This window comes from Thalassococcus halodurans, assembly GCF_900108225.1.
In the GTDB taxonomy this organism is placed as follows: domain Bacteria; phylum Pseudomonadota; class Alphaproteobacteria; order Rhodobacterales; family Rhodobacteraceae; genus Thalassococcus; species Thalassococcus halodurans.
Genome location: NZ_FNUZ01000002.1, coordinates 727344 through 750686 on the forward strand (window position 1 = coordinate 727344; position 23343 = coordinate 750686).

The 23343-nt window shown below is 54.4% G+C and carries 22 protein-coding genes and 1 tRNA gene; 7 read left to right on the forward strand and 16 right to left on the reverse strand.

The features are described 5' to 3' along the window. Positions 1 to 21: 21 nt before the first annotated feature. Positions 22 to 771, reverse strand: a complete 750-nt coding sequence (locus C4S59_RS08525) for an RNA methyltransferase (protein WP_103910030.1) — start codon at positions 769 to 771, stop codon at positions 22 to 24. Positions 772 to 984: 213 nt separating this feature from the next. Here C4S59_RS08525 and C4S59_RS08530 point away from each other — a divergent pair, with 213 nt between their 5' ends. After that, positions 985 to 1611, forward strand: coding sequence for a thiamine phosphate synthase (locus C4S59_RS08530; RefSeq protein WP_103910031.1), 627 nt, complete (start codon positions 985 to 987; stop codon positions 1609 to 1611). A 4-nt stretch (positions 1612 to 1615) separates the two neighbouring features. Here the strand turns inward: C4S59_RS08530 and C4S59_RS08535 are convergent, their stop codons facing one another. The 3 genes from C4S59_RS08535 to C4S59_RS08545 all read right to left on the reverse strand — a co-directional run bounded on the left by C4S59_RS08535 (position 1616) and on the right by C4S59_RS08545 (position 3543). Then, positions 1616 to 2443: a lysophospholipid acyltransferase family protein gene (locus C4S59_RS08535; protein WP_103910032.1), complete on the reverse strand. Its 828-nt coding sequence runs from the start codon at positions 2441 to 2443 to the stop codon at positions 1616 to 1618. Next, positions 2440 to 3201 carry a GNAT family N-acetyltransferase gene (locus C4S59_RS08540; RefSeq protein ID WP_103910033.1) on the reverse strand — a complete coding sequence of 254 codons (762 nt, stop codon included), beginning with the start codon at positions 3199 to 3201 and terminating at the stop codon, positions 2440 to 2442. The genes C4S59_RS08535 and C4S59_RS08540 overlap by 4 nt, the downstream gene beginning before the upstream one ends. Before the next feature lie 153 nt (positions 3202 to 3354). After that, positions 3355 to 3543 carry a DUF3553 domain-containing protein gene (locus tag C4S59_RS08545; protein ID WP_103910337.1) on the reverse strand — a complete coding sequence of 63 codons (189 nt, stop codon included), beginning with the start codon at positions 3541 to 3543 and terminating at the stop codon, positions 3355 to 3357. Here C4S59_RS08545 and C4S59_RS08550 point away from each other — a divergent pair. Beyond that, positions 3521 to 4192 carry a histidine phosphotransferase family protein gene (locus C4S59_RS08550; protein ID WP_103910034.1) on the forward strand — a complete coding sequence of 224 codons (672 nt, stop codon included), beginning with the start codon at positions 3521 to 3523 and terminating at the stop codon, positions 4190 to 4192. The two genes, C4S59_RS08545 and C4S59_RS08550, sit on opposite strands and share 23 nt — an antisense overlap. Positions 4193 to 4194: 2 nt before the next feature. On the opposite strand, the gene C4S59_RS08555 is transcribed toward C4S59_RS08550, so the two are convergent. The 8 genes from C4S59_RS08555 to C4S59_RS08590 form a co-directional block, all read right to left on the reverse strand. Next, on the reverse strand, positions 4195 to 5460 hold the full coding sequence (locus C4S59_RS08555; protein ID WP_103910035.1) for a glutamate-5-semialdehyde dehydrogenase: 1266 nt from the start codon (positions 5458 to 5460) through the stop codon (positions 4195 to 4197). 36 nt (positions 5461 to 5496) lie between these two features. Next, positions 5497 to 6603, reverse strand: a complete 1107-nt coding sequence (proB, locus tag C4S59_RS08560; RefSeq protein WP_103910036.1) for a glutamate 5-kinase — start codon at positions 6601 to 6603, stop codon at positions 5497 to 5499. Continuing rightward, a complete protein-coding gene (obgE, locus tag C4S59_RS08565; protein ID WP_103910037.1) occupies positions 6591 to 7634 on the reverse strand; it encodes a GTPase ObgE in 1044 nt (347 codons plus the stop codon). The genes proB and obgE overlap by 13 nt, the downstream gene beginning before the upstream one ends. Beyond that, on the reverse strand, positions 7621 to 8169 hold the full coding sequence (locus C4S59_RS08570; protein ID WP_103910038.1) for a GNAT family N-acetyltransferase: 549 nt from the start codon (positions 8167 to 8169) through the stop codon (positions 7621 to 7623). Before C4S59_RS08570 ends, obgE begins: the two co-directional genes overlap by 14 nt. A gap of 3 nt (positions 8170 to 8172) precedes the next feature. After that, positions 8173 to 8709 (reverse strand): GNAT family N-acetyltransferase, encoded by a 537-nt coding sequence (locus tag C4S59_RS08575; protein WP_103910039.1) that lies wholly within the window; start codon positions 8707 to 8709, stop codon positions 8173 to 8175. 173 nt (positions 8710 to 8882) lie between these two features. Next, entirely contained in the window at positions 8883 to 9152 is a 270-nt protein-coding gene (gene rpmA / locus C4S59_RS08580; RefSeq protein WP_103910040.1) for a 50S ribosomal protein L27, read from the reverse strand. 11 nt (positions 9153 to 9163) lie between these two features. Beyond that, positions 9164 to 9796, reverse strand: coding sequence for a 50S ribosomal protein L21 (locus C4S59_RS08585; protein WP_103910041.1), 633 nt, complete (start codon positions 9794 to 9796; stop codon positions 9164 to 9166). Between the two features lie 209 nt (positions 9797 to 10005). Beyond that, the gene (locus C4S59_RS08590; RefSeq protein WP_103910042.1) at positions 10006 to 10812 is read right to left on the reverse strand and encodes a DUF2059 domain-containing protein; all 807 of its coding nucleotides are present in this window, start codon (positions 10810 to 10812) and stop codon (positions 10006 to 10008) included. A gap of 161 nt (positions 10813 to 10973) precedes the next feature. Here C4S59_RS08590 and C4S59_RS08595 point away from each other — a divergent pair. After that, positions 10974 to 11063 (forward strand) — tRNA-Ser (locus C4S59_RS08595). Positions 11064 to 11082: 19 nt separating this feature from the next. Next, complete coding sequence (locus C4S59_RS08600; protein WP_103910043.1) at positions 11083 to 12552, forward strand: tyrosine-type recombinase/integrase; 1470 nt, start codon at positions 11083 to 11085, stop codon at positions 12550 to 12552. Positions 12553 to 12604: 52 nt separating this feature from the next. On the opposite strand, the gene C4S59_RS08605 is transcribed toward C4S59_RS08600, so the two are convergent. The 4 genes from C4S59_RS08605 to C4S59_RS19490 all read right to left on the reverse strand — a co-directional run bounded on the left by C4S59_RS08605 (position 12605) and on the right by C4S59_RS19490 (position 20155). Then, positions 12605 to 13153, reverse strand: a complete 549-nt coding sequence (locus C4S59_RS08605; RefSeq protein ID WP_103910044.1) for a recombinase family protein — start codon at positions 13151 to 13153, stop codon at positions 12605 to 12607. A 1958-nt stretch (positions 13154 to 15111) separates the two neighbouring features. Then, on the reverse strand, positions 15112 to 17049 hold the full coding sequence (locus C4S59_RS08615) for a UvrD-helicase domain-containing protein (protein ID WP_103910046.1): 1938 nt from the start codon (positions 17047 to 17049) through the stop codon (positions 15112 to 15114). Then, complete coding sequence (locus C4S59_RS08620) at positions 17042 to 19372, reverse strand: AAA family ATPase (protein WP_103910047.1); 2331 nt, start codon at positions 19370 to 19372, stop codon at positions 17042 to 17044. The genes C4S59_RS08615 and C4S59_RS08620 overlap by 8 nt, the downstream gene beginning before the upstream one ends. Before the next feature lie 279 nt (positions 19373 to 19651). After that, on the reverse strand, positions 19652 to 20155 hold the full coding sequence (locus C4S59_RS19490; protein ID WP_146064521.1) for a hypothetical protein: 504 nt from the start codon (positions 20153 to 20155) through the stop codon (positions 19652 to 19654). A gap of 761 nt (positions 20156 to 20916) precedes the next feature. Between C4S59_RS19490 and C4S59_RS08625 the strand changes: the two genes are divergently transcribed. The 3 genes from C4S59_RS08625 to C4S59_RS08635 all read left to right on the forward strand — a co-directional run bounded on the left by C4S59_RS08625 (position 20917) and on the right by C4S59_RS08635 (position 23244). Further along, positions 20917 to 21546: a hypothetical protein gene (locus tag C4S59_RS08625; RefSeq protein ID WP_103910048.1), complete on the forward strand. Its 630-nt coding sequence runs from the start codon at positions 20917 to 20919 to the stop codon at positions 21544 to 21546. A 528-nt stretch (positions 21547 to 22074) separates the two neighbouring features. Further along, complete coding sequence (locus C4S59_RS08630; RefSeq protein ID WP_103910049.1) at positions 22075 to 22830, forward strand: SDR family NAD(P)-dependent oxidoreductase; 756 nt, start codon at positions 22075 to 22077, stop codon at positions 22828 to 22830. 12 nt (positions 22831 to 22842) lie between these two features. After that, positions 22843 to 23244 (forward strand): tautomerase family protein, encoded by a 402-nt coding sequence (locus C4S59_RS08635; protein WP_103910050.1) that lies wholly within the window; start codon positions 22843 to 22845, stop codon positions 23242 to 23244. Positions 23245 to 23343: the final 99 nt, after the last annotated feature.

Here is a 23343-nt window from a genome sequence, read left to right on the forward strand (position 1 = left end):
TAGGTCTCGGGGCACTGTCCTTCAACGCCCGCCCTTTTCTTTCCACCGAACAATTTGCCGCAGGACACCGTGCAGGGTTTGAACATCCGCGCGTGTCAGGGGCATCCGGCTCCAGAGATTGCGCAAGTTCAGCTTCATGCTGTCCGCTTTATGCTCGGGAAAGAAGAAACCGGCCTCGTCCATCCGGTCTTCGTAATGATCCGCCAAAGCCGCCACTTCCTGTTGGTTGGCCCAGACAGCGCCCGCCATTTCGGTGGTTTCGCCCACGATCTCGGTCGTTTGGCGGCGCCATTCATAACCGGTCAGCAACACGCATTGGCCAAGGTTCAGTGAAGGAAACTCGGGGTTCACCGGAACGGTGATGATGCCATTTGCCTGAACGATGTCTTCGTTTTCCAGACCCGCACGTTCGGGCCCAAAGAGAACGGCAACCTTTTCCCCCTTGGCCACCCGTTCGCGCACGACTTTCATCGCCTCTTCAGGGCTATAAACCGGCTTGGTCAGGTCGCGGCTGCGGGCGGTGGTTGCCAAAACAAAGGTACAATCCTCGATCGCGTCGCGCGTGCTGTCATAAAGCTGGGCTTCATCCAGAAGACGGCCCGCGCCGGACGCCATTGCAACGGCCTTTTCGTTCGGCCAGCCATCACGGGGGGCCACAACGCGCATCCGGTCCAGACCGAAATTCCACATGGCACGAGCCGCCGCGCCGATGTTTTCACCCATTTGCGGGCGAACCAGCACGAAACAGGGTTGAGGCGTGTCGCTGGGCATCTTTTTATCCTGCAGTCAAACTTGCCCTGCTCATACGCCCTAGCGGCGCATGCCACAAGCAAACAGGCCAAGTTTCAAAGGCCAATTCGCCATGTGTAGCGGCTCAGAATTTCGATGCGCGCAACGAAAGACCGATGAAATGGCCACAACACCGGATGGTCAAATCCCTTTTGCTTGTTTAATACGGTGCAAAGCTTTGAAGGGGCACGCGAAATGGCCGATAAAGAAGAGCCGCAGCTGTATCTGATCACACCGCCAGAACTGGACCTGTCCACGTTCTCAGAAAAATTGAAATCCGTGCTGGATGCGACGGAAATCGCCTGTCTGCGCCTGAGCCTTGCAACGCGGGACGAAGACAAAATCCTGCGCGCGGCCGACGCAGTTCGTGAAATCGCGCACAGCTACGATGTGGCGACCGTGATTGATACCCATGTGGTTCTGGCCCAGCGTCTGGGTTTGGACGGTGTGCACCTGACGGATGGTGCGCGTTCCGTGCGTACAGCCCGAAAGGAACTGGGTGATGACGCGATTGTCGGAAGCTACTGCGCCCAGTCCCGCCATGACGGCATGAACGCGGGCGAAGCCGGTGCGGATTACGTCAGCTTTGGTCCTGTGTCGGAAACCGCGCTTGGTGATGGTGCCATGGCCGAATTCGAACTGTTTGAATGGTGGTCCAGCATGATCGAAGTGCCGGTTGTCGCCGAAGGTGGCCTGACGGCAGACATCGTGCGCCAGCTGACCCCTGTTACAGACTTCTTTGGAATCGGCGAAGAAATCTGGGGCGAAGAAGATCCCGTTGCGGCGCTGAAGGCGCTGACAGACGCGATGGCCGGGGCGTAGGGCCCTACTCGATTTTCAAATGATGAGCATCGCGCACCTGCGCCTCAAGGTGCTGCGCGATAGCCTTTCTATCTGAAAACGCATTCACACGCACTGGGTCGTGGTAAATTACCTCGACCTTGCCCTGACGTTTGGCCGACAGCGTTTTCAGCAGGTGCGTGCCGAAATCCATGTCACCCCACCAGCCGTAAAACCGCGCATCCTGATCGTGGGGCGCTGAATAGATTACGGTGACGGCCTGCAGTTGGATTTCATCCTTCAGCGGGTCTTCGAAAAACGATGCAAATAGCGTGGTTTTGAACGGCAAGACCCGCAGACCGTCGGTCGAGGTGCCCTCGGGAAAGAACAAAAGCTTGTGCCCGTGGTGAAGCCGCTCGGCGAACAACGCTGTCTGGGCTTTCGCCTCACGCCGGTCACGGCGGATGAAAACAGTCCCCGTCGCCCGTGCAAGCCAGCCGATACCGGGCCAGCCCGCCACTTCGGATTTGGACACGAAATAGATGTTCTTCAGCGAATTCAGAACAAAAATATCCAACCATGACGAATGGTTAGCGACAATCGCGCCGTGGTCCGTCATCTGCTGCCCCCTGACGTGAACCGGCAAACGCATGATGCGCAAGGAAAGCTTGCACACAGCTTGCGTGATCCAAGGCGTGACTGGTCGGCGCATCTTGAACACCGGACGTTCCACCAATCGCGTCAGCAGCAACAATCCCAAACCACCGAACACGACAGTTCCCATCACCGACCCGCGTACCGCAACCCGCGCCCAGCCTGCAGGTCCGATCCGAAGTTTTTCGGGCCGTTCTTCGTCATCCCACGTTTGGCTCATTTGGCGTCCTTGGTGTAAATGCCCTTTTGCCGCGCATTCAGGCGTTGGGTGTCCATGATCAGGCAAACATCTGTGGTGTTAAACTGGTGGTCAACGAAGGCCCCGTCACCGACGGCCCCGCCAAGCCGCAGGTACGCTTTAATCAGCGCAGGCGTTTCCAGCACCGCGCGACGGCGGTCAACCTGATCCTCGGGCAAGACGTTCAAGCTTTGGTATTCCTTGGACCGCACACGCAAATCCTCGGACACCAGATGACGGTGATGCAGATTGGATAAAGGATGTGCCAACGCATCAATGTCGGTGCCATGAAAACTGGCTGTGCCAAACAGAATGTCGATATCGTGCTGGGTGACGTAATCGGCCAAGGCCTGCCACAGGACCATCATACCGGCCCCACCGCGATAGTCCTTATGAAGGCAGGATCGACCAAGTTCCAATAACTTACGGCCGGACCTTAACAATGGATCAAGGTCATACTCCGCATCCGAATAGAAGCGACCGATGTGTCCTGCCTGATCATCCCGCAAAAGCCGGTACACCCCGACAACCTGATCATCAGTGCGGCTTTCATCCAGCAAAAGCAGGTGGTCGAAATGCGGATCGAACGCGTCACGTTCAAGGCCCGCGTCGTGATCCACCAGATCGCCATCGCCGCCCAGTTCACGCACAAACACATCATACCGCAGCCTTTGCGCCGCCAGAAGATCGGCGTCGTCCCGCGCTAGGCGTGTCGTGAAACGAGGCGTCTGGCCCGTCATTGAGGTCCCCTTTTGATCCGTGCCGGTTCTAATGCGAAAGGGAATTCCGGCGCAACAGGCCGATTGCCGCTGATCCAGTGCCAAAACACAGGCCAACATGAGGTCCCACCGCCTTTGCCAGATTTTGTTAACCTTTTGGTAACCTCTAAGGCACTAGCTGGGATCGAATACCGGCGTCAGGGTCACAAATCGCCCGTCGATCACGACCTTTCCCTCATCCGGGAAGTTGACTGTAATCCGCCCGCCGATGTTCGATTGAACTTGCCCTGTGCCCCATTGGGGCTGATCAGGGTGTCTGACAAGCATACCAGGCTCGAGAATGGCATTTAGATCACTAGACATTAAACAGCCCCTTCCGGAATTTGATGCCGGTTCGTCGGCGTCTCAGACTACAGATAGCGCCGCATTGGCCGCATTGGTAGGGTCGCGGTTGTGCCACGATCTCATTAGCCCTGTCGGAGCGATCCAGAACGGGATCGAATTGATCGGTCTGTCGCCAAGCGTTGATCCCGCGGGCGATGAAATGCGGCTGATGACGCACAGCGTTGAAAATGCCTCGGCCAAACTGAAATTCTTTCGCATCGCCTTTGGTCTGTCCTGCGACGAATCCCAAGTCAGCCGCCAATCGGTTCAGGCTATTTTTGACGGCTTCACACGTGGCACACGAAAACAGGTTGAACTGGCCGGTACCGAAACGATGACCCGAACGCAGGCACAACTGGTGATGTTGGCCTTTCTTTGTCTGGAATCCGTGTTGCCAATGGGTGGCCGCATCGCCGTGATTATCGAACCGCGAGGCGCTGAATTAACAGTTCTGAACGGTCAGTTGGATGCCGAGCATCCATTGTGGCAAGCCTTTGAAGCGCCGGTAGATCTGAAAACGCTTCAACCCGCCAATGTGCAATTTGCGCTGCTGCCTTTGCTTGCCGCAAAAGAAAACCGGCGCCCTCAATTGCATGACGACGCCGGCGTGATTTCTTTGACGGTGTAGGATTACTTCCGAACAGTCCCGTCGCCTGTGACCAGATACTTAAAGCTGGTCAGCTGTTCGGCACCGACAGGGCCACGCGCATGCATTTTGCCCGTCGCAATCCCGATCTCTGCGCCCATGCCAAACTCGCCGCCATCAGCGAACTGGGTCGAGGCATTGCGCATCAAAATCGCACTGTCGACACGTTCGAAGAAACGGTTCGCTGTGTCGTCGTTCTCGGTCAGGATGCATTCCGTATGGGCCGAACTGTATTTGCGAATGTGCTCGATCGCGGCATCCACATCATCCACGACCTTGGCCGCAATTATCCGGTCCAGATATTCACAGCCCCAGTCCGTATCCGTCGCTGCCACAGTGCCCGGCACCGATTGCAATACGCCATCGGCGCGCACTTCGATTCCCGCATCCATCAGCGCGCGCAAAACACCCTGCCCGATGGTGTCGACAACATCGCGATGGATAAGCAGACACTCCGCCGCGCCACAGATGCCTGTGCGGCGTGTTTTGGCGTTCAGCACAACGTCCAGCGCTTTGATCGGATCGGCATCAACATCGATGTAGACATGCACGATGCCCTCAAGGTGCGCAAACACAGGCACCCGCGCCTCGCGCTGGACCAGACCGACAAGGCCCTTGCCGCCGCGCGGAACGATCACATCGATGAAATCCGTCATTTTCAACATTTCCGACACCGCCGTTCTGTCGCGTGTGGGAACCAGTTGAATTGCGGCCTCGGGCAGGCCTGCAGCAACCAGCCCCTGCACAAGGCACTGGTGGATTAGACCCGAGGAATGAAAACTTTCTGAACCGCCCCGCAGAATAACCGCATTGCCTGCCTTCAGGCACAGCGCACCTGCATCGGCAGTCACGTTCGGACGGCTTTCATAAATCACGCCAATTACGCCCAACGGTGTACGGACGCGTTTGATGTTCAGGCCGGTGGGTTGGTCCCATTCCGCAATCACAGCACCAACGGGATCGGTCTGGCCAGCAATCGCACGCAAACCGTCACAGATGGACTGGATACGGGCCTCATCCAACAGCAGACGGTCCATCATCGCATCGGACAGACCCTTTTCACGGCCATACTCAAGATCTTTCGCATTGGCGGCGATGATCTCGGCGCGGCGTTCCCAGACGATGTCTGCGGCAGTCGATAGCGCCTTTTCCTTGGCCTCGGATGGGGCAAAGGCCAACTCCGCCGCGGCCGCTTTGGCGCGCGCACCGATATCCTGCATCATGGCATGAATTTCGATCTGTTCGGTCATGTCTTTGCCCTATCTTCTGGTTTAAATTTTCGGCGCTTACAGCGCCATGTCGTCACGGTGCACAAGAACCGCACGGCCCTCATACCCCAAAACACCTGCGATTTCATCCGATCGGCGGCCTTTGATGGCACGCGCCTCGGTGGATGTATACCGGCAGAGCCCCTGTCCCAAATCACGACCCGCACCATCGCGGATCACAATCGGGTCACCTCGTCCGAACGTGCCCGAGATCGCCGTGATGCCCGCAGGCAAAAGCGACTTGCCCGCGGTCAACGCCTTGGCCGCGCCATCGTCGACCGTGACAATGCCACGGGGTTTCATCGAAGCAATCCAGCTTTTACGCGCTGTCTGCGGGTCAATCGTCGGCTTGAACCACGTCGCGGCCGCACCATTTTCAAGCGCTGTCAGCGGGTTAAGAACCGAACCTTCAGTGATCGCCATGGCACAACCTGCGGCCATCGCGGTCTTACCAGCCATCAATTTGGTCTTCATTCCGCCCTTGGACAGACCCGACCCAGCATCACCTGCCATCGCCTCGATCTCGGGTGTGATCTTGTCGATGAAATCATATCGTTTGGCTGTCGGATCGGTGTTGGGGTTTGCAGTATAAAAACCGTCCACATCGGACAACAGGATCAACTGATCCGCACCAACGGTCACAGCCACCTGCGCCGCCATCCGGTCGTTATCGCCATAACGGATTTCATCGGTCGCGACCGTGTCGTTCTCGTTCACAATCGGAACCGCGCCAAAACCAAGCAGCGTTTCCAAGGTGGCCCGAGAATTCAGGTAACGGCGGCGGTTTTCGCTGTCTTCCAGTGTGACCAGCACCTGCGCGGTGGTGATGTCATGGGGGGCCAAAGCATCCTGCCATGCGCGTGCCAGCTGGATCTGCCCGACAGCGGCCGCCGCCTGGCTTTGTTCCAACGGCAAATGTGAAGAGCCAAGACCCAGAACCACGCGACCCAAGGCGATAGAGCCAGAGGATACGATAACCACGTCCGTACCGCCTGCTTTCAGGCGGGCCACATCTTCGGCGACAGACCGAAGCCAATGTTCACGCAGATCACCTGTATTGCGATCCACCAACAGCGCCGAGCCGATCTTTACAACCAGTCTTTTGGCGTCACTCAGGGCTGCCATGTCCCCTCATCCCCGTCTTCGTCTTGTGCCTTTTCTTCGGCGCGGACTTCTTCGATTTTCACGCGCAGCGCGCGCAGCACGTTCTGGGTGCCTTCGCCCGAAACGCCAGACATCAACATGACCTTACCGCCAACCGCCTGCTGCAGTTCATCGCGCAGGAATTCGCGTTCTTCCTCGTCCAGCGTGTCGACCTTGTTCAGAACCGTGATGCGCGGCTTGTCTGCCAGACCAGCGCCATAGGCTTCGATCTCGTCGACGATGGTCTGATAATCCTCGATCAAGGTGCCGGACGAGCCATCCACCAGATGCAGCAAAACTGCGCAACGTTCGATATGGCCAAGGAACAGATCGCCCAATCCACGCCCTTCGTGCGCGCCCTCAATCAGGCCCGGAATATCGGCGACCACGAATTCGGTGTTGTCCACGCCCACAACTCCCAGATTGGGGTGAAGCGTGGTAAACGGATAATCCGCGATCTTGGGACGTGCGTTGGACGTTGCCGCCAGAAATGTCGATTTACCTGCATTGGGCAGACCGAGCAGACCCACGTCGGCGATCAGCTTCAAACGCAGCCAGATCGTGCGTTCGATGCCTTCCTGACCGGGGTTGGACCGGCGCGGTGCCTGGTTGGTTGCGGTTTTAAAGTGCACGTTGCCCCAACCGCCATTGCCGCCCTTGGCAAGCATGACCTTCTGACCAAGCTCGGTCAGGTCCGCGATGACAGTTTCGCCGTCTTCGTCCAGAATTTCAGTGCCCACGGGAACACGCAGCGTGATGTCGTCGCCATCCTTACCGGTGCGCTGGCGGCCCATACCGGGTTGACCGTTCTGGGCAAAGAAATGCTGCTGGTAGCGGAAATCGATCAGGGTGTTCAGACCATCGACGGCCTCAACCCAGACAGTTCCACCAGACCCGCCATCGCCCCCGTCCGGGCCGCCATATTCGATGAATTTCTCGCGTCGGAAGCTGGCTGCGCCGCGACCGCCCGAGCCGGATCGAATATAGACCTTACAGAGGTCAAGAAATTTCATGGTGTGCCTCGAAGTTCTGCCTGTTCAGGCGATAGTGCGTATTGGCGGCAGGCTCAAGCCGTGCCGCGCTGGTTCCGGTCCCCTGCCCGACCTTTTCAAAGCCAAGTTTGGCCAAAACGCGTCCGGACGCAGGGTTATCATCAAAATGGTCGGCCTCGACCACGTCTGAATCGAAGCGGTCAAAGACAAAGCCCAAAAGGGCCGAGGTTGCTTCTGTGGCCAAGCCCTGCCCCCAATGATCCTTACCAAGGAAGTACGCGCAATTGGCAACAGGGGTGCCGCCGATCCCGACAGAACCAATCAATTGACCGCCCTTTTCTTCCACACCCAGCCTAAATCCCAAGCGGCCGCGATATTGCGACGCTTCGATCCAGTCTTCGCAATGTTCAACGGACCACGGGCTGGGAACCGACGCCAGCATCCGCGCGACGTCAGGATCCCCCCCGAGCCGCGCCAGCGCAGGCGCATCGGATGTGTCCAAAGGCCTGAGACGCACTCTTCTAGTCTGAATGTGAATGTCGTCTCTGGCACTCATGTCTCATAGCTTTTTAAGGTAGGTCCAGGTGGACACTTTACTGTTTCTGGCAACGCAAAACGCTTCGGCGTCGCCGATGTATTCAAAGCCTGCGTTGGTCAGCACCCGCGCTGACGCCGGATTGTCCTGAAAGACGCTGGCAAACATTGTCTGGACACCCTGAGGGTTGGCCTCGATCACACCACGAACAGCAGCCGAGGCGATGCCGGTATTCCAGAAAGCAGGCGCGACCCAATAGCTGATCTCGGACTGTGCGCGATCCATCTTTTGCAGGCTGATGACACCCATCACCTCGGGCCGGTCGGAACAGGTGCCGTCCAGAACCCAGCGATCAATGTCTTCGTCGTCTTTCAAAGTACGGGCGACAAAGGCGTCGGCCCATCCCGGCGGAACCGGATTGGGGATGTTCGGCGTCATCTTGGCCAGTCGCAGATCAGCCGCATAATGACCAATCAAGCCCTGATCAGACACACGCACGGGACGCAGTTCAAACCGCTCGCACGAAATGACGTCTGGTGTCGCCAACTTTTCAACCAACATTTCCAATTCCTCCGATCGGCTTTGTCACAGGCTGCCCCTCCTCGGCATCGCGCGCGACACACGCCTTATATGGATGTCTTTAACGAATTCTGCCCAATTGCCCCCGCAAACGAGAAAGGGGGACCGGCTGTATCGCCGATCCCCCCAAGTGTTCTTTAAACCCTAAGATCGGCTTACTCAGCGGCCTCCGCCACTGGGAGAACCGAAATAAAGGTGCGGCCTTTCAGGCCTTTGTGGAACGTTACTGCGCCGTCAACTGTTGCAAAGATTGTGTGGTCTTTGCCAATGCCAACGCCCTCGCCCGGCCAAAACTTAGTGCCGCGCTGACGAACGATGATGTTGCCCGGGATAGCCGCTTGGCCACCGTACAGTTTTACACCAAGACGACGACCAGCGGAGTCGCGACCGTTACGGGATGAACCGCCTGCTTTTTTATGTGCCATTGGTTATCTCCTTACTTCGCGGCCAGTTCTTTGGCCTGTTCGATCCAGCCTTCACGCTCGATACGACCTTTGAACGACAGCTTCTCGCCGAATTCTTCGACGTCAGCGTCTGTCCATGCCGCGATCTGGGCGAAAGACGTTACACCTGCTTCATGCAGCTTCTTTTCCAGTGCGGGACCCACACCGGACAGCTGCTTCAGGTCGTCTGCGCCAGCGGCCGCAGGGGCAGCTTTTGCAGCAGGCTTTTCAGCTTTCGGAGCAGCAGCAGCGACAGCAACACCAGCAACCGAACCAGCACCAACAGCCGCTTTAACGCCTGTCTTGTCGCCACCGGAGGCCAGAATGTCTGTTACGCGAACCAGTGTCAGTTGCTGACGGTGGCCCTTGGTGCGCTTCGAGCTGTGCTTACGACGGCGCTTAACAAAGTTGATAACCTTGTCGCCTTTGATCTGGTCGATCACTTCGGCCTGTACCGCGGCACCAGCCACGAAAGGCGCGCCGACAGTTGTGTTGTCGCCGCCAAGCATCAGAATATCGTTGAACTGGACTGTTTCACCAGCATCAGCAGCGAGCTTTTCGATCCGGAGCGTATCGCCCGACTGGACCTTGTATTGCTTGCCACCGGTTTTCAGAACCGCGAACATGCGTGTCTTCCTTTTCCACCGCGTTCTATGGCCCCTGCCCGATGCAGGTGTTTGTGACCGAAGTCGCCTCGAACGGCGCGCCCCGTCAAAGGGCGTCATTACAATAAAATCAAAACGGGACCGAAGCCCCGTCATGAAGTCGCGCTTATGCGGGCGAAACCGTTTTTTGTCAAGCGCACAATCCCAACGTTTATTGGGCCTTTGCCGGATTACAGATCCATCGCCATCAGATGATCGGCAATTGCCCGCCCCATCGCATAGGAAAGCGTGTCGTACATTCCGTTAAACGCCTTGAACAGGGCCTGATTCATAGCCTGCCCTGCAGGAGATCGGGACATCTCTATATAGGCATCCAGTTGGACATCATCCAGCGGACCATAAGCCAGCAGCAGATAGGCATAGACCCATTCACGCGTATCAAGCCGCACATCGGGTTCTTGCGCCCAGACATCCGATAGAATCTCGCTTTCCGTCATCTGGAAGGCACCGCCGTCGTTCAGACCTACGTAAAACTGAAGCGTCGCGTTCAACCCGCCAGCGATATTGCTTTCGATCAGATCGTTTGCGGCGATGAACTCGGATATCTGGGCAAGCCGCGCATCATCAGTGCCGTCCAGACCGCGATACACCTCTCGCGCGCTTTCCTCGACGTCTTCATCAACCATCGCGGCACGGGCCTCAAGCTCCAGATCGATAATCTGCGTACCGGTGTCTGTGGCGTAGAACTCTAGCAGCGGGCCAATGTCCTCGCCCTCCAACGCAGCCTCGAACGCCGCATTGACCGATGTCAGCATTGTGTCCGCATCGTAAATCTGTTCGACCGTCTTGGCCCACGCATCATTCGGACCGCTCGGAAGCATCTCGGTGGCCAGAACATTGCCATAGGCCAGCCCCTCTTCCTGCATGATCGCAATGACCTCGGACATCCTGAGCGCGTCGGACAAGTCCTGCGCCTGAGTGGCCCAGACAGGGGTCGCTAGCGTGAACGCCCCGAAAGCTAACAAAAATTTGGTCATATGGTGCGTATCCCGCCCGTGAAGTCACGTTTGCAAACGACCCTAAGCGGCTTCCTGAAAATTGCCAAGCGGTGCTGCCCTTCACATCAAATGACGTTTTTTTTGAAAACCCTGTTGCACCGGAAAACACATAAGGCTAAACGCAGCCACCAGACCCCCGCGGAGAGGTGCCGGAGTGGTCGAACGGGGCGGTCTCGAAAACCGTTGTGGGCGCAAGTCCACCCAGGGTTCGAATCCCTGTCTCTCCGCCATTTACCGCAAGTCGTTGAAATGAAAGCGATTTTTGGAAAGATGTCCGATGGCAAGTTGTCCGATCCAGACAACAAAAAGGCCGAAGAGAAGGACATGCGCTACCTCAAGCAACCTCGTGGCCCCGGCAAGAGCTGGGTGTTCAAGATGGATACACCTCCCGAGTTGGTCGGACTTCCGAATCCTTGGGACGGCAAGCCATTTCGCAAGGCTATCACACGAGGGCTAGGCACCCGCCGCCTCACGGAAGCTCGTAAGTTGCGCGACATCGTGCTGGGCGACATCCGCAGACTTCAAGACGGATTGCGTGAGGACGAGGCGTTCACGCTCGCCTCTGCACTCGAATGGCGTGAAATGGTGAAGGAAGCCCGCCAAGAAGCCATAGAAGACGGTGATCCCTTCAACGTGGGTCTTGAGCTCATCCTCAATGATAAGCTGGAAGTAGCAGAAAGAAACAAAGCAGCCTCGCCCGAGAAACTGAAGCGTTTCGCCCGTGTGGCCCAAGGGACAGGATTCCCGCTTGCTCACGCCCACACGCAATATGTCGAAGCGCGGCGAGAGGGAAATCCTTACGGCTATGCTGCGCTCAAAAAGACCACGGTGATGAACCTCGACACCGCGATCAAGCACCTTCGCGCGTTCCTCAATGACGAGGACAAAACCGCTTGTCTGGAAGATGTGACGCCCGACGATGCGCGACGTTTTCGTGATGTCTACCTCCCCTCTGTTCGGAATAACCGCAGCCCATCGGGTCTTTCTGCGAAAACCATTGAGAAGAACATTACACTCATTAAACAGTTGTGGGTCTGGGCCTTGGAAAGCGGCCTCGTTAGGTCGAATATCGCCAACCCTTGGGAGTTCACCAAGGGGTTACGCCGGACCAAGAACCGAGGCGACCAAAAGCGGGAAGACTATCAGCCCAGCGAATTCGCGGCGCTGCTTATGGCCACGGAACGCGGAAGCAAAGAAGGCGATCTGATCCGCCTAGCCATAGCAACAGGCTGTCGTGCCGACGAAATAGCCACCATCGCCACCGATCAGGCCCGCGAAGACGGCTCTGGCTTCTACATCTCCGAAGGCAAAACCAAGAACGCCCTTCGTTTTATTCCGACTGTGGGGGAAGCTCAGACGCTCCTGAAAGCTCGGATCTCAGAACATGGCGCATCCGGCAGAGTTTTTCCCGAGTGGCCTATCAGACCCGCTTCAGGAAAAGCGGCATCTGTGTCGCAGTGGTTCACACGCTTTCGCCGTAAAACCTTGGGCAAAGATACTGATGGCCGCTTGGCCCTTCACTCGACACGCCATACATGGCGGACGGTTGCGCGACGTGCTGGTGTCAATGAAGCGACGATCAATGACCTCGGCGGCTGGTCGGGTACGCGAACGTCAAGCGCTGTTTATGACCACGGCCTGCTTGAGGAGCAGCTTGTAGAAGCGCAGTGGCAGGTCTGGGGACGGTTGAAGCAGGACGGTTATTTGGAGGGGTTTTGAGCGATCTCACAGAAGCCCCCCTCTACAACAACAAATACAAGACTAATGAGGATCAAATCTCGTGCAAGACCCTGTAGACTGAGGTTCTCGCGATGCCGAGTTGCTTTGCGATCTCCGTCGCCCCTTTGCCCTCTTCATTCCGTAACCTCTTAACCTCAGCCACATCAATCGAAGGCTTGCGGCCCTTATAGACGCCTTTGGCTTTGGCTTTTGCGATTCCCTCCATCTGCCGCTCCTTTCGAAGGTTCGTCTCGAACTCAGCGAAGACTCCGAGCATTTGGAAGAAAGCTCTCCCTGCGGCCGTGCTGGTGTCTACGGGTTGCTCCGTCGCCCTCAAGGACACCCCAGTGGATTGAAGCTCTCGCACAATGCTCGATAGATCATCCATAGACCGGGCAAGACGGTCCAGACGCGTTACAACCAGAGTGTCGCCCGACCTCAAGAATTCAAGCAGCGTTTCCAATTCCTTGCGGCCTTGCCTACTAATGCCGCTGATTTTTTCTTCACGGATGACCTCGCATCCTGCGGCCTTCAATGCCTCGCGCTGTATGGTGAGGTCTTGGTCTGTCGTCGAAACCCGCGCGTATCCATAAGTCGCCATCGCAATGTGTCCTTTATAACTCTAGACTCTGAATGACTATTGTCCTGCAAATCGGATTTCAACCCTAAAGGAACACACATTCTGTACTGCCGTGACGTCCCTTTTGAGTGTACTCCAAAAGAACGGTTCTCTCTCGATGCAGCTGACCGAGGTTCATTCAGCCCCACTTCGTGTTTATCGTTTCCATCCGTGAGCTCACGACTTCGCACAAAGACGCCTTCGGCATGGCGTTCATGCGGACTGAGAAGGTGCCAGTGGCAGGGTGCTCTAAGGTGAATCTCAAGAGGTTGTTCATAGCGTCCCCCTCTCCACGGCCAGCATAGGGGGGAAACGCTTACACCTAGCACAAAGGTAGACCGCTCAAATTTTTGCCCCAAAAACAATTCCGGTCCCTCAGGCTGCTTGCGGGATACCTCCCTCGACCTCGCCAGTGACTGGCTCAGGAACCTCGCCACCCACCACAGCTTCTACGCCCGCCCCCCAAAACTTCCGGCAGTAGCGGTCAGCAGCTTGCGTGATGGTGACGTAGCTTCGGGGGCTGCGCCGCCAGAACAAGTGCCTGTCCTCGCAGTTAGCCCGCAAAAGCTTAGGCATGGTCAAGACCCTTCTCAGCGTAGGACTGGCCCCACTACGAGCCTCCTCAATCAGGGCCTGAAGATAGCCAAGCCGTTGCGAGGGCGGCAGAGTATAAAGCCTTTCGGCCAAGCGCATGGCCAGATCGAAGGTCAAGGATTGATCGCGCCGTGTTTCGGGGCTGTGCGTGGCATTGACTGGACACTCAGTGCGTTTCTTTTGCTGGGCGTTCAGCTTGCGGCAGGTGGCAGAACAGAATTTCTTGTTGCTACGAAACCGAAAGGTCGTCTTACATTGTGGGCAGATGCTTGTTTTCATAGGGATGTTGATGAGTTGAGCCTGATCAACATGACACCAAGCCCCAAGACCGTCTGTGCGGCTTGAGGTGGTCAGGTATTCAGGGATGTTGGATGGAAAGAAGACGCACCAAAAGCGTCATCAGTATCTATAAGAGAGGGAAGCTTAGGCTAGAATCCATAGGCTTAGTATAAGCCAAAGCATTAGCCTTTCTTGCGGATGCACCAGTATGGTCGCAACACAGTTGAAAGCGAAACGTCAAAGGTAGCCTAAGGCTTGCAGACCTTACCCAGCCCGCACGAATACACCTAGCGCCAAGACCACCTAATGGCCCCAGCCAATAGACCACGCCGCAATGGCAGTCATGTTCAGATCAATTCTAACCGTGCGGTCATCGACTGAATGGACAATGTGAGGCACCACGACCCCATACTCCACATCACAATTTCCAAAAGGTCTCCCGTCGACAGATCGATGGAACTGAGTGTGTCGGAACTGGTCGACCATTTACTGTAAATTAATAAAATTTGATTGAATCAAGCGGGTTAGACGCCTCGGCCATTCCGCCAAATCCACAGTAGAAAATGGGTTTCAGACAAGCTGAACTAGAAGCCCAACCCGAAACGCAAAGCGTGACAGTTCAATGGCTTGAATTGATGGAGACAGAGTGTTTGAAAGAACGACGAACACATTTCCATAGTCATCCAATATTGGGTTTGAGTTGTATATCTAAACACACCACTGAGCCTTGCGATGCTCGTGGTCTTTTTGGCGACTGCGATGGGGCTGGTAGCTTACTTTTGAAGCTCCAGTTAGCGCCAAAAGCCCGGACAGACGTTTTACTTGTGATGGTGGCACCCAATTTATGATCGCTGGGAGATCGATCGCAGCGTGAAGATCGAAAGTCGCAGCTTTCCCGTCCAAAGAAATGGAGGTAGCAGCCAAGTGAATACTGGGCCACTGTAAGGGGCGGGTTTCCGGACTTTCGCTGTAGGTGCGAGGGAGCAGATCGAAACTCTGGAAACGGACAACGCCCGTATTAGGGCTCGAAGGGAAAAGTTTGCAAACTGATTGTCCCGTCTAGCTTTTCAAGCAATCACTTCAATTTCGACTTCTGCAAACAACCCGTTTTTGATCGCTGTAGCCTTAACAGCTTGCGGATCGTCAGTGTACGCAACAATTGCCAAGCTTTCCTCTGCTCGGCTCGCTGTCACATACAGAAGACGGCGAGTTCGGTCCAAAGCACTGTCGAGGCCTGCGGCTTCGTTCTCAAGGTCACGTTTGCTTTTTTCCTTCGCGCCGAAAAGCTTATCGTAGCTGAACAGGAAGCCTCTCGCTTCGTCGTCATTGATAACGACCATCACGCGAGGAAACTCCAATCCTTTCACACCCTGATGTGTGTCGAATCCCGAACGACCAGTCACATAGGAATAGTACTTCCGAGCCTGGCTTAATGGTGCGCCGAGCGCCGCCCTCCATGCTGCGATTTCCGACTTTGCGTCGGCAACATCCGGTTCGTCATCTTCCTTTATTTCATCTGTTTGTCCATCCACGAAAGGCCCCAGAGACCGAGGTATTTGAAACAGCCGATTGAATGCCACTACTTCCAGCAACTCAATCAGTGTTGGGTCTTCTTTCGCTTTCAAAAGCTGTCTAAATTCGTTGACGGCAGACTTGGCGTTTTCCAGTATTTCTCGTTGCTTGTCGCCCGCAGCCTCTAGAGCTTGCTGATCAAGGATAGGCGATTTGTCCTGGACAATCCGAGCGATAGCGAATTCATCGTCTTGTGCAATCGCGTCCACAAGCTCCGCCACATCGACGCAGAAAAACCGCAGCCCAGGCAACGAACCTTCGAGAAGGTTAGTGCGGAAAGTATCATTGGCCACTAGATACAATGGATCAAACACTTCACTGAAGCCCATGCGGGCTGCTGCCATGTGGTGTTCCAGAATGAGAGTCTTAACGGGCTTATCTACCTCCAACTCTTCTGAGACCCAATCCGCATCGCCTGTTGTATCCGCCATTTTTTGTCGAACACTGTTTTCCACAACAAGCGGTTGAGTATGTTTTCTCCGATCAACGACAAATAGCCGAGCACAACCACCAGTCTTGTCACTTCGTGGCTGTTGCTTGTGATCGTCTGCTTCTGACCGGATCTTGTTAACAAGGTGGATGATCCGACTGCGGCTACGATGGTTCATTTTCTTAGCGGGTTTAGCCCATGTGTCAGGAACGAACCCTTTCTTACCCAAGTCTGGATGACCGTCTGCATAAATTTTCTGCATGGTGTCGCCAAACAAACCTAAACTGAAGATATCCCCGTGCTTGCTTTGAACTTCAAGTAAGGATTCAAGAAGGTGGCGATTGGTGTCTTGACTTTCATCGATAAGAAGCACTGGAAAAGCGTCAACAAGGATCCTCTGGATCGTCGGCTTCTTAAGGAGAAAGCTCGACATAATCTTCAAGACCTCTCCGTGGCTCAGAGAGTCATTACTAGTGTTGTCGCCGGTTGGGCTGTAGATAAATTCTGGGATTTCGTCCAACAACTTAAACCGTTCTTGCTTGGAGGCTATGGAGCGTTCGGTGTCCGCAAAAATCTTTGTGTCAGTTCGCTTCCTCGCAGCCTGAGCCTGTTGCATCTCACGGATTGCTTCCTCTAGCTCAATCTTCAACCAAGTTCGTATGTCCGACTGATGGTCACGAATTAGAAGCCATGAGAAAGAATGGATCGTGTTCACTACAACAAGCGGATCCTGTTTGGTTCGATCAATGATCTCGTCTCGGGCAGCGTTGGTGAAAGTGATGACCGCTACTTTTTTTCCGCGCACTTGGAGCCAATGTCGGTTCTTCATTCTTGGATCGTCAGCCGAACGAAGAAAGTCGATTGCCTTTACCAGAGACCTCGTCTTTCCCGACCCGGCCCCTGCAAAAAGAAAGAAGCTTTTGGGGGTGTCAAAACTAAGACAGGATTGGACTTCCGCATCAATTGCATCGTCTACGCAATCGTCGTTTACTAGGTCAGCCATCTTCACTCTCCTTAGGTAAGATGTCAGACTTGTTAGTCCGCAGTCGGTCTTCCAGCCACTTCAATCCCTCTGCAATATAGTTTGGGACAGTAAGATCATCGAAGCTATCGTCGCTGAGAACATCCAGCGCAAAACTCGCTTTGCTGCCTTTTCCTAACGCTTCATAAAGTTTCGTGGCGACTGCACTCCAATTGGGCTCTGAGGTAAGCGTTTCGCGGATTTTTCTTGTGAGGTCGTTTCCTTCCAGTTCTTTGAAGAAGTCTACATTCTGAAGCACCATCGAGTCTTCGAATGTGCTTGGATAAATAGTTACCGCCTCTCCTTTTAGGTCATCTACTGCCTTTATTACGGCTGTCTGATAAGCGACTCGAACAGCAAAAAGCTGATCATGCTCGACAAATTTTTTGTCGAATGCCATTTCAACTAGTACATCGAACTCGGATTCCTTTGGCAGCCAGCTCTTCAATGTAGCATTGGTTGTGACTAGGCCATCACCTTTTGCAGGAAGGGCACCCGAAACTTTTGCCTTTTCGCCTGTGCTTTTCTTACCCGCGTCGATGTCCGTTATGATCAGAGTCAGTAGACCCAATTTTTCAATCAGTTCCTTCAATCTATGTGCATGGCTTCCATTTATTTCCAATAGCGTAACAAAGCACTGATGCAAAAATGGGAACTTATTTTCGATGAAGTGAGGCACAAGCATTCGCTCGGCTGAACCCTCGATCAGAATCGCGGCGTCGGCAAAGAATAGGTCTGAGTGTTGCGCTCGAAGGTACCGTGTAACGAAATTCTTCGTTTCTATTTCACTATCACCAAACACCTCTTTGAGGTTCACGACAGTCGAGATTGGAACTTCCGTGCACATTCCAGCTGGCAAGCGCCTAAAATAGCGCAAACAATTATACGGTGTCTCATGAGCAACGTGGCTCGAATGAGTGCTGACAACGAGCTGTGTTATCAAGCTTTTCTTGTCACCCAATCGTTCATGCTGCCTGAGAACATCGTAAGCTTTTTTGATGAAGACCTGTTGCACTTGTACATGGAGATGCGCTTCTGGCTCTTCCAAAAGGACCAGGTGGATGGGCTCAAAAATGGTTTCATCATCTTTCTCCGCTTTTCCAACTCGCATCCATGCATCTCGAAAACGCATCAGTTTGAAAACCATCGAGATCAAATTCTGGTATCCCAGCCCATTCTGGTTTTCAGGTAAACGCATCAGCTTGTGCGACGTACCTAGTTTCGCTGGGTCTCCCATGAAATAAGAAACAGATGTTTTGTGATGGAGTATGTCTCCTGCCTTGAGTTCGGATGTCACTTGGATTTGGGGATCGGTAATCCCGGGGTAGTTCATTCCCTCCACTTCGACAAAGGCTGGTTGGAAAGCCTCTCCGATACGTTCATCAAACGCGGCTCTTGCGGCCTCGATAGCCTCAAGCGCTCCAAGGTCGTCTGGTGAAGGGCTTTCCGTCGGATCTAGGTGTTTTTGGTGATAGTGCCCAAGTTGGCTGGATAGCTTTTGACCAGGGAATGCTTCGAAACGATCATCTGGTCCGCTAGTTTCGTTTTCATCGCTCATACCACGTTGTGCAGGTTCGAAGTTCACGCGAATGAGGTGCTTGAGCGGGTCTTCTTTCAAAGGTCGCGAAGCTTCAGATAGCGTCTGTGGCTTTGCCAACGTTGAAGTGGGTGGTTCGATTTTTGCCGGATCAAGAGGATAAGCGACGACTTTGAATTTTCTCGATAACACTCGATCAAGGTAGTCTGGCAAATCACACGGCCAGACTGGAATTCTGGGTTCCGTATAGACTGTTCCGGCTTCTTCTGCCTTGGACTTCGCCCTTTCCGAAGCCGCCAATAGCAAAGCCTTTGCCTCATTTCGTGATTTTCGAAAGTCGTAAAACATTTCCTCAAGGTTTGCAGGCTCGAGCCGCAATCGAAGACCTATCAATCCACCTGCCCAATCCAGATTTGGCATGATTGAACTAACATAGTGAAACTCGCCTTCATCTACATTCAACCAAAGATCGAGAAATGGGAGTAATGAAACCCATTCCGACATGTGGATCGGTACAGGATCACCGGATTTAGGGTCATGTTGTTCCCATTTTTTGCCTATCTCTTCCAAAGCAGAAATGTGGCTCAATGTTAGATCTTGTAGTTTGAACGAACTCGCAGACTGGCTCAAAAACCTACGAAAAGCCAACATGGCAGATGTCTTACCGCTGTTATTCGCCCCAACGAAGATCGTCTTCTTAGGAGACAGATCAATTCGGGTTGCTAAAAGTTTGCGGAAATTGCCGAGCTCAACAAAATCTATATACACAGATGCCTCAATCGAAAATAATGGAAGCTTTTTGCCCCGCCCCCACACAATCAAAAGTACACACTGGTCACACACAGCACAACCCAATAGTAACGGTGGCTTTGCAGTTTGCAGTGGGTTTATTTTGGTTCGATCAGCATGAGCCAGTCTAAAGCGATAGGGTTGTTGAGGGGTCGCTGAGTATCAGAAAACCGTCCGCGTTTGGAAAGCTAATCCGCAGCATAGATGTCCCTTTTTAATGTCAGGACATTAAACCGCTCTTCCTCAATGAAATGCATCTTACCATTTCCGCCAACTTAGCCCCATTGTTGCAGCAATAGCTTCTGGGCAACCAGCTTGCACACGGCTGCGATATGCCCTTACGGACACCCCATTTTCCAGCGCAATGGCTTCCCATTCATCATCCGGATTAGGCACCATTTCCCGCACCCCTTCAGTTGCGGCTCTTTGACCCGACCAACCTCGATTGAGCCGTTGTTTGAATGTTTGGAATGCTATCCCATTTTCTTCAGCAATCGGCCATGCTGGAAGACCGTTTTCCAAACTAGCTAAGCCATCACGCCGCCGATTTTCAAAGGCAATGCGATCATATGGGTATTTGGTGTGCTCGCATGGAACCGTCCAAACCTTAGCTCCACTCTCAGTGTCCTCTAACCTGACCTCTGAAGCATCAGTCAAAGGATGCGGCTTAAGTCCATAGCGACTACAAAGCCACCAAGCATCTTCGCGACTTGTGGCTTTTCCGATTATCTCCCCATCCCGCGGCGCAACAAAGTCGATCATCTATTATTCCACTTCAAAGCTGGTGTGTGTCGCACCCTTCGGCTGCGTTACTCGCCCGAATATAAGCATTAAGGACCGCGGAAAAACAGAAGAAGCCGCCACCTTAATTCGAGATCACAATCAGCTTCAATATCCTCGGCCCGTGAGTTCTAACAAGTCAGTGCTTCACGTCTGCGGGGAATGTCCGGAAAGCGGGACGCAACCGCAGAATTTAGGCTGAATACCGGATGTCTCCGATGGGCCGTTTGGGCCTAAGCATTGTTCCAATGCCAGCTATGACTGCTCCCACCACTTCGCCTCTATCAACATATCCGCGTAGTTTTCTGCACCGCGGTCAGCACATAGCTGAGCTTGATGCGGTCAGAATGACCCGATCAATCAACACCCCAAGAGCTTTGGACATGCGCTCTGTATGCAGCCCGTAGCTCTCCTATTCATTAAAGATGCGTGGCCTTAACTCGCGCGGCTCTAGGCAGACATGCCTACTCTCCAAGCGATGCTTTTCAACAGGTGTCACAAACAAGGAAGAATACGAACTTTTGACAGCCGGAGCAAAGTTAACAGCCCCAACTTGAGCTCAGACACTTCTTCGACTACGGTGTTGTACGCAAAGGACAGCCTGAAAAACGGACAACACCAGAGACAATTTCTTTTTGAAATCAATGCCGTAGTGAAATTGGCGTAGCATCCCTGTCTCTCCGCCAAAAGCAATTGTTTTTAATGTATTTTATATATTGGGACACCCAAAAGGCGAAGTCTTAATGAGTGCCAATAGAGCAACATTCTGGGGCGCGGTGATCGCGGCCATTATCAGCGCTTTGGCGCTGATCTTCCAGCAGGAACTGCGCGCGGCCTTCGTCGAAACCGAAGAAGAAAGGCGCGCGGAAGCGCCGGGTGACGTCTCGCCAAATTCGCCAAGTCTAAGCATTTCAAAGGTTTGGGTTCCACCAAAGGCAACAACCTTGAATTCAGCGTTGTTCGCTGAATTTTCGAACGTCTCTGGCAGTGCCGCCGAAGACGTCCGCGTTACATTGGACTTCGGCCCTTCACGTTTGGTTGGTTGTGATTTTGGCGAAGAAGTCCCCGGTGACATCGAAGCGGTCGAAGGGTCGTCCAGCGCGTCGATAACAGTAGCGAAGCTGCGGAAGGGCGAACACTTTACGGCCTACTGCTTAATGGACACCCCACGATTTCGTATCATCACGATTACGGCTGCAAACAGTGAACCCCGTCGGCTCACATTCTCTGATATTGGAACTCCTGAAGCGATGACGTGGTCCCGGCTCCTGTCGAACATAGCCATGACAGCGGTTGTGGCAGCAGCGATCGGCCTAGGCTTCCTAATCGTATTTTTAGTCATCGTTTTTGTGAACCGCCGCTTAGACCCTTGATTGCGCGCCGCGCCACTGGGTTAGAAGGCCGCGCGCTGACGGGGTTTTCCGGCACTCACCGTCTTATCCGGGTCGCTTAGCGGCAAAGCTGGTAACCGCAGGCGCGACCGACCGAACCTATTCTGCCTAGTCAACCAGCTTAAGGGCCGTCGCCGGGTCCACAGACGCTTCCTGTCTCTCCGCCACTTGCCTTTATTTCAACGCTGAAAATGGCAAGCTGCCCAGACTACAAACCAATTTACTGCATTCTTCTGCCCGCAATTTCGCGCTTGGCTTTGAGAACCGCAGAATGGTTTCGTGATACTTCGACAATCGCCCAATCCCACCGAAGGAAATCAACCCTTGGTCTGCGACTGCCTAACTTGCCCAAATGGTATTGGGTAAGACCTTGCTCGTGCGTTTACGGACCCATCGGTTGACACGATTTAAAACGCAAACTTATCAAAATCACATGCGGTTATTGATTGTGGGCACCTGCTCGTTTGACAGGTGCAGGTAACGAATATGGCGAGGCGAAACGAAAGTAGCATGACTCAGAATAAACCTATCGCTGTCCTCGTCGGGGCAACCGGAGACTTTGGCAAAGCAATTTCTGTACGGCTCGCCGCAGAGGGACTCCGCATTGTTGCGGTTGGTCGCACCCAAGAAAGCCTTGAGGCCCTTAAAAAAGACGTGCCCGGTCTGGAAACGTGCGTTGCAGATATCTCGGATGACAGCAGTATCGATGCGATCAAAGCCGCGCTGGATGGCCCTGTTCAACTCGCCGTGCACGGGCCCGGTCTGGCGGCCCCCGGTCATGTGACAGAACTCGCGCCCGACGCACTGGCCGCATCCGTCAATATCAAAGCGGGCGGCATGCTCCGCCTTACCCGCGCTGTCGATAGCCACTTGATGGAGGGTGCACGGCTTGTCGGGATCGCTGGACACTATGGATTGGAACCGACCGATTACGCCTGTGCAGCCGGTGTCGCAAACGCATCGTTGATCGCGCTTATGCGCCAGCTTTCCATGGCCTACGGCCCGCGTGGTATCAGTGCGCACACCGTCGCCCCGGGCCCTGCCGATACGCCGCGCCTACACCGCATCGCCGAAGTGCGCGCCCGCGACAATGGAACCACACCCGAAGAGGTGTTGGAGCATATGAAGGCGGACTCGTCGCTCAAAACACTTGTCACGCCGGAACAAGTGGCTTGGGCCGTTGCCAGCCTTCTTGCGCCGGAAGCAATCGCAACGACTGGGACTGTCCTGTCGCTCGATGGCGGCCGACGCCGCGGCATGCCATAAGGAGCGCTCAAGATGCCTGTTGTCTTTTTCACCATTCCAGAGGGCGGGATTGATGGACCGGCGTCCGAGCGCCTTCTTCAGCGCGCCTCTGAAACTTTTGCCGACATCCTAGAAAGCCCCGTCGATCGCATCCGCGCTTACATAAAAACAGTCCCCGCGCATCATTGCGCGAGCGGTGGGGTCGTCCCGGGGGCCTCTCCTTTCTTTGAATTCATGGTGCTCGAAGGCCGCCCGCTTGCACAGCGCCAAGAACTCATGAAACAGTTTTCAGAGATACTCGCGGAAGAAACGGGTATTCCCCTTTCGCAGGTCCGGGGAATGTGCCGCCGTGTTCTGGCAGAGGAATGGTGCATCGCAGGAAAACCGGCATCAGAGGCCCGTGCGGCCCATGTGAGTGCACTGCAGAAATTATAACTGCCAAGACCTTTCGCGTCTTAACGCCTCGATCAGTCAGATGACCGGTCGGGGTTTTCTAAATGCTTTAGGCTTTCAGCAGAACGGTAGAGCGGCACG

Bases quoted from the DNA above. Each gene is read 5' to 3' on its own strand.
- C4S59_RS08550 (WP_103910034.1), top strand. From the start codon at position 3,521: ATGGCATTTAGATCACTAGACATTAAACAGCCCCTTCCGGAATTTGAT.
- C4S59_RS08540 (WP_103910033.1), bottom strand. From the start codon at position 3,201: ATGACGGGCCAGACGCCTCGTTTCACGACACGCCTAGCGCGGGACGAC.
- C4S59_RS19490 (WP_146064521.1), bottom strand. From the start codon at position 20,155: ATGATCGACTTTGTTGCGCCGCGGGATGGGGAGATAATCGGAAAAGCC.
- C4S59_RS08615 (WP_103910046.1), bottom strand. From the start codon at position 17,049: ATGGCTGACCTAGTAAACGACGATTGCGTAGACGATGCAATTGATGCG.
- obgE (WP_103910037.1), bottom strand. From the start codon at position 7,634: ATGAAATTTCTTGACCTCTGTAAGGTCTATATTCGATCCGGCTCGGGC.
- C4S59_RS08600 (WP_103910043.1), top strand. From the start codon at position 11,083: ATGAAAGCGATTTTTGGAAAGATGTCCGATGGCAAGTTGTCCGATCCA.
- rpmA (WP_103910040.1), bottom strand. From the start codon at position 9,152: ATGGCACATAAAAAAGCAGGCGGTTCATCCCGTAACGGTCGCGACTCC.
- C4S59_RS08570 (WP_103910038.1), bottom strand. From the start codon at position 8,169: ATGAGTGCCAGAGACGACATTCACATTCAGACTAGAAGAGTGCGTCTC.
- C4S59_RS08630 (WP_103910049.1), top strand. From the start codon at position 22,075: ATGACTCAGAATAAACCTATCGCTGTCCTCGTCGGGGCAACCGGAGAC.
- C4S59_RS08545 (WP_103910337.1), bottom strand. From the start codon at position 3,543: ATGTCTAGTGATCTAAATGCCATTCTCGAGCCTGGTATGCTTGTCAGA.
- C4S59_RS08605 (WP_103910044.1), bottom strand. From the start codon at position 13,153: ATGGCGACTTATGGATACGCGCGGGTTTCGACGACAGACCAAGACCTC.
- proB (WP_103910036.1), bottom strand. From the start codon at position 6,603: ATGGCAGCCCTGAGTGACGCCAAAAGACTGGTTGTAAAGATCGGCTCG.
- C4S59_RS08575 (WP_103910039.1), bottom strand. From the start codon at position 8,709: ATGTTGGTTGAAAAGTTGGCGACACCAGACGTCATTTCGTGCGAGCGG.
- C4S59_RS08590 (WP_103910042.1), bottom strand. From the start codon at position 10,812: ATGACCAAATTTTTGTTAGCTTTCGGGGCGTTCACGCTAGCGACCCCT.
- C4S59_RS08635 (WP_103910050.1), top strand. From the start codon at position 22,843: ATGCCTGTTGTCTTTTTCACCATTCCAGAGGGCGGGATTGATGGACCG.
- C4S59_RS08535 (WP_103910032.1), bottom strand. From the start codon at position 2,443: ATGAGCCAAACGTGGGATGACGAAGAACGGCCCGAAAAACTTCGGATC.
- C4S59_RS08625 (WP_103910048.1), top strand. From the start codon at position 20,917: ATGAGTGCCAATAGAGCAACATTCTGGGGCGCGGTGATCGCGGCCATT.
- C4S59_RS08525 (WP_103910030.1), bottom strand. From the start codon at position 771: ATGCCCAGCGACACGCCTCAACCCTGTTTCGTGCTGGTTCGCCCGCAA.
- C4S59_RS08530 (WP_103910031.1), top strand. From the start codon at position 985: ATGGCCGATAAAGAAGAGCCGCAGCTGTATCTGATCACACCGCCAGAA.
- C4S59_RS08555 (WP_103910035.1), bottom strand. From the start codon at position 5,460: ATGACCGAACAGATCGAAATTCATGCCATGATGCAGGATATCGGTGCG.
- C4S59_RS08585 (WP_103910041.1), bottom strand. From the start codon at position 9,796: ATGTTCGCGGTTCTGAAAACCGGTGGCAAGCAATACAAGGTCCAGTCG.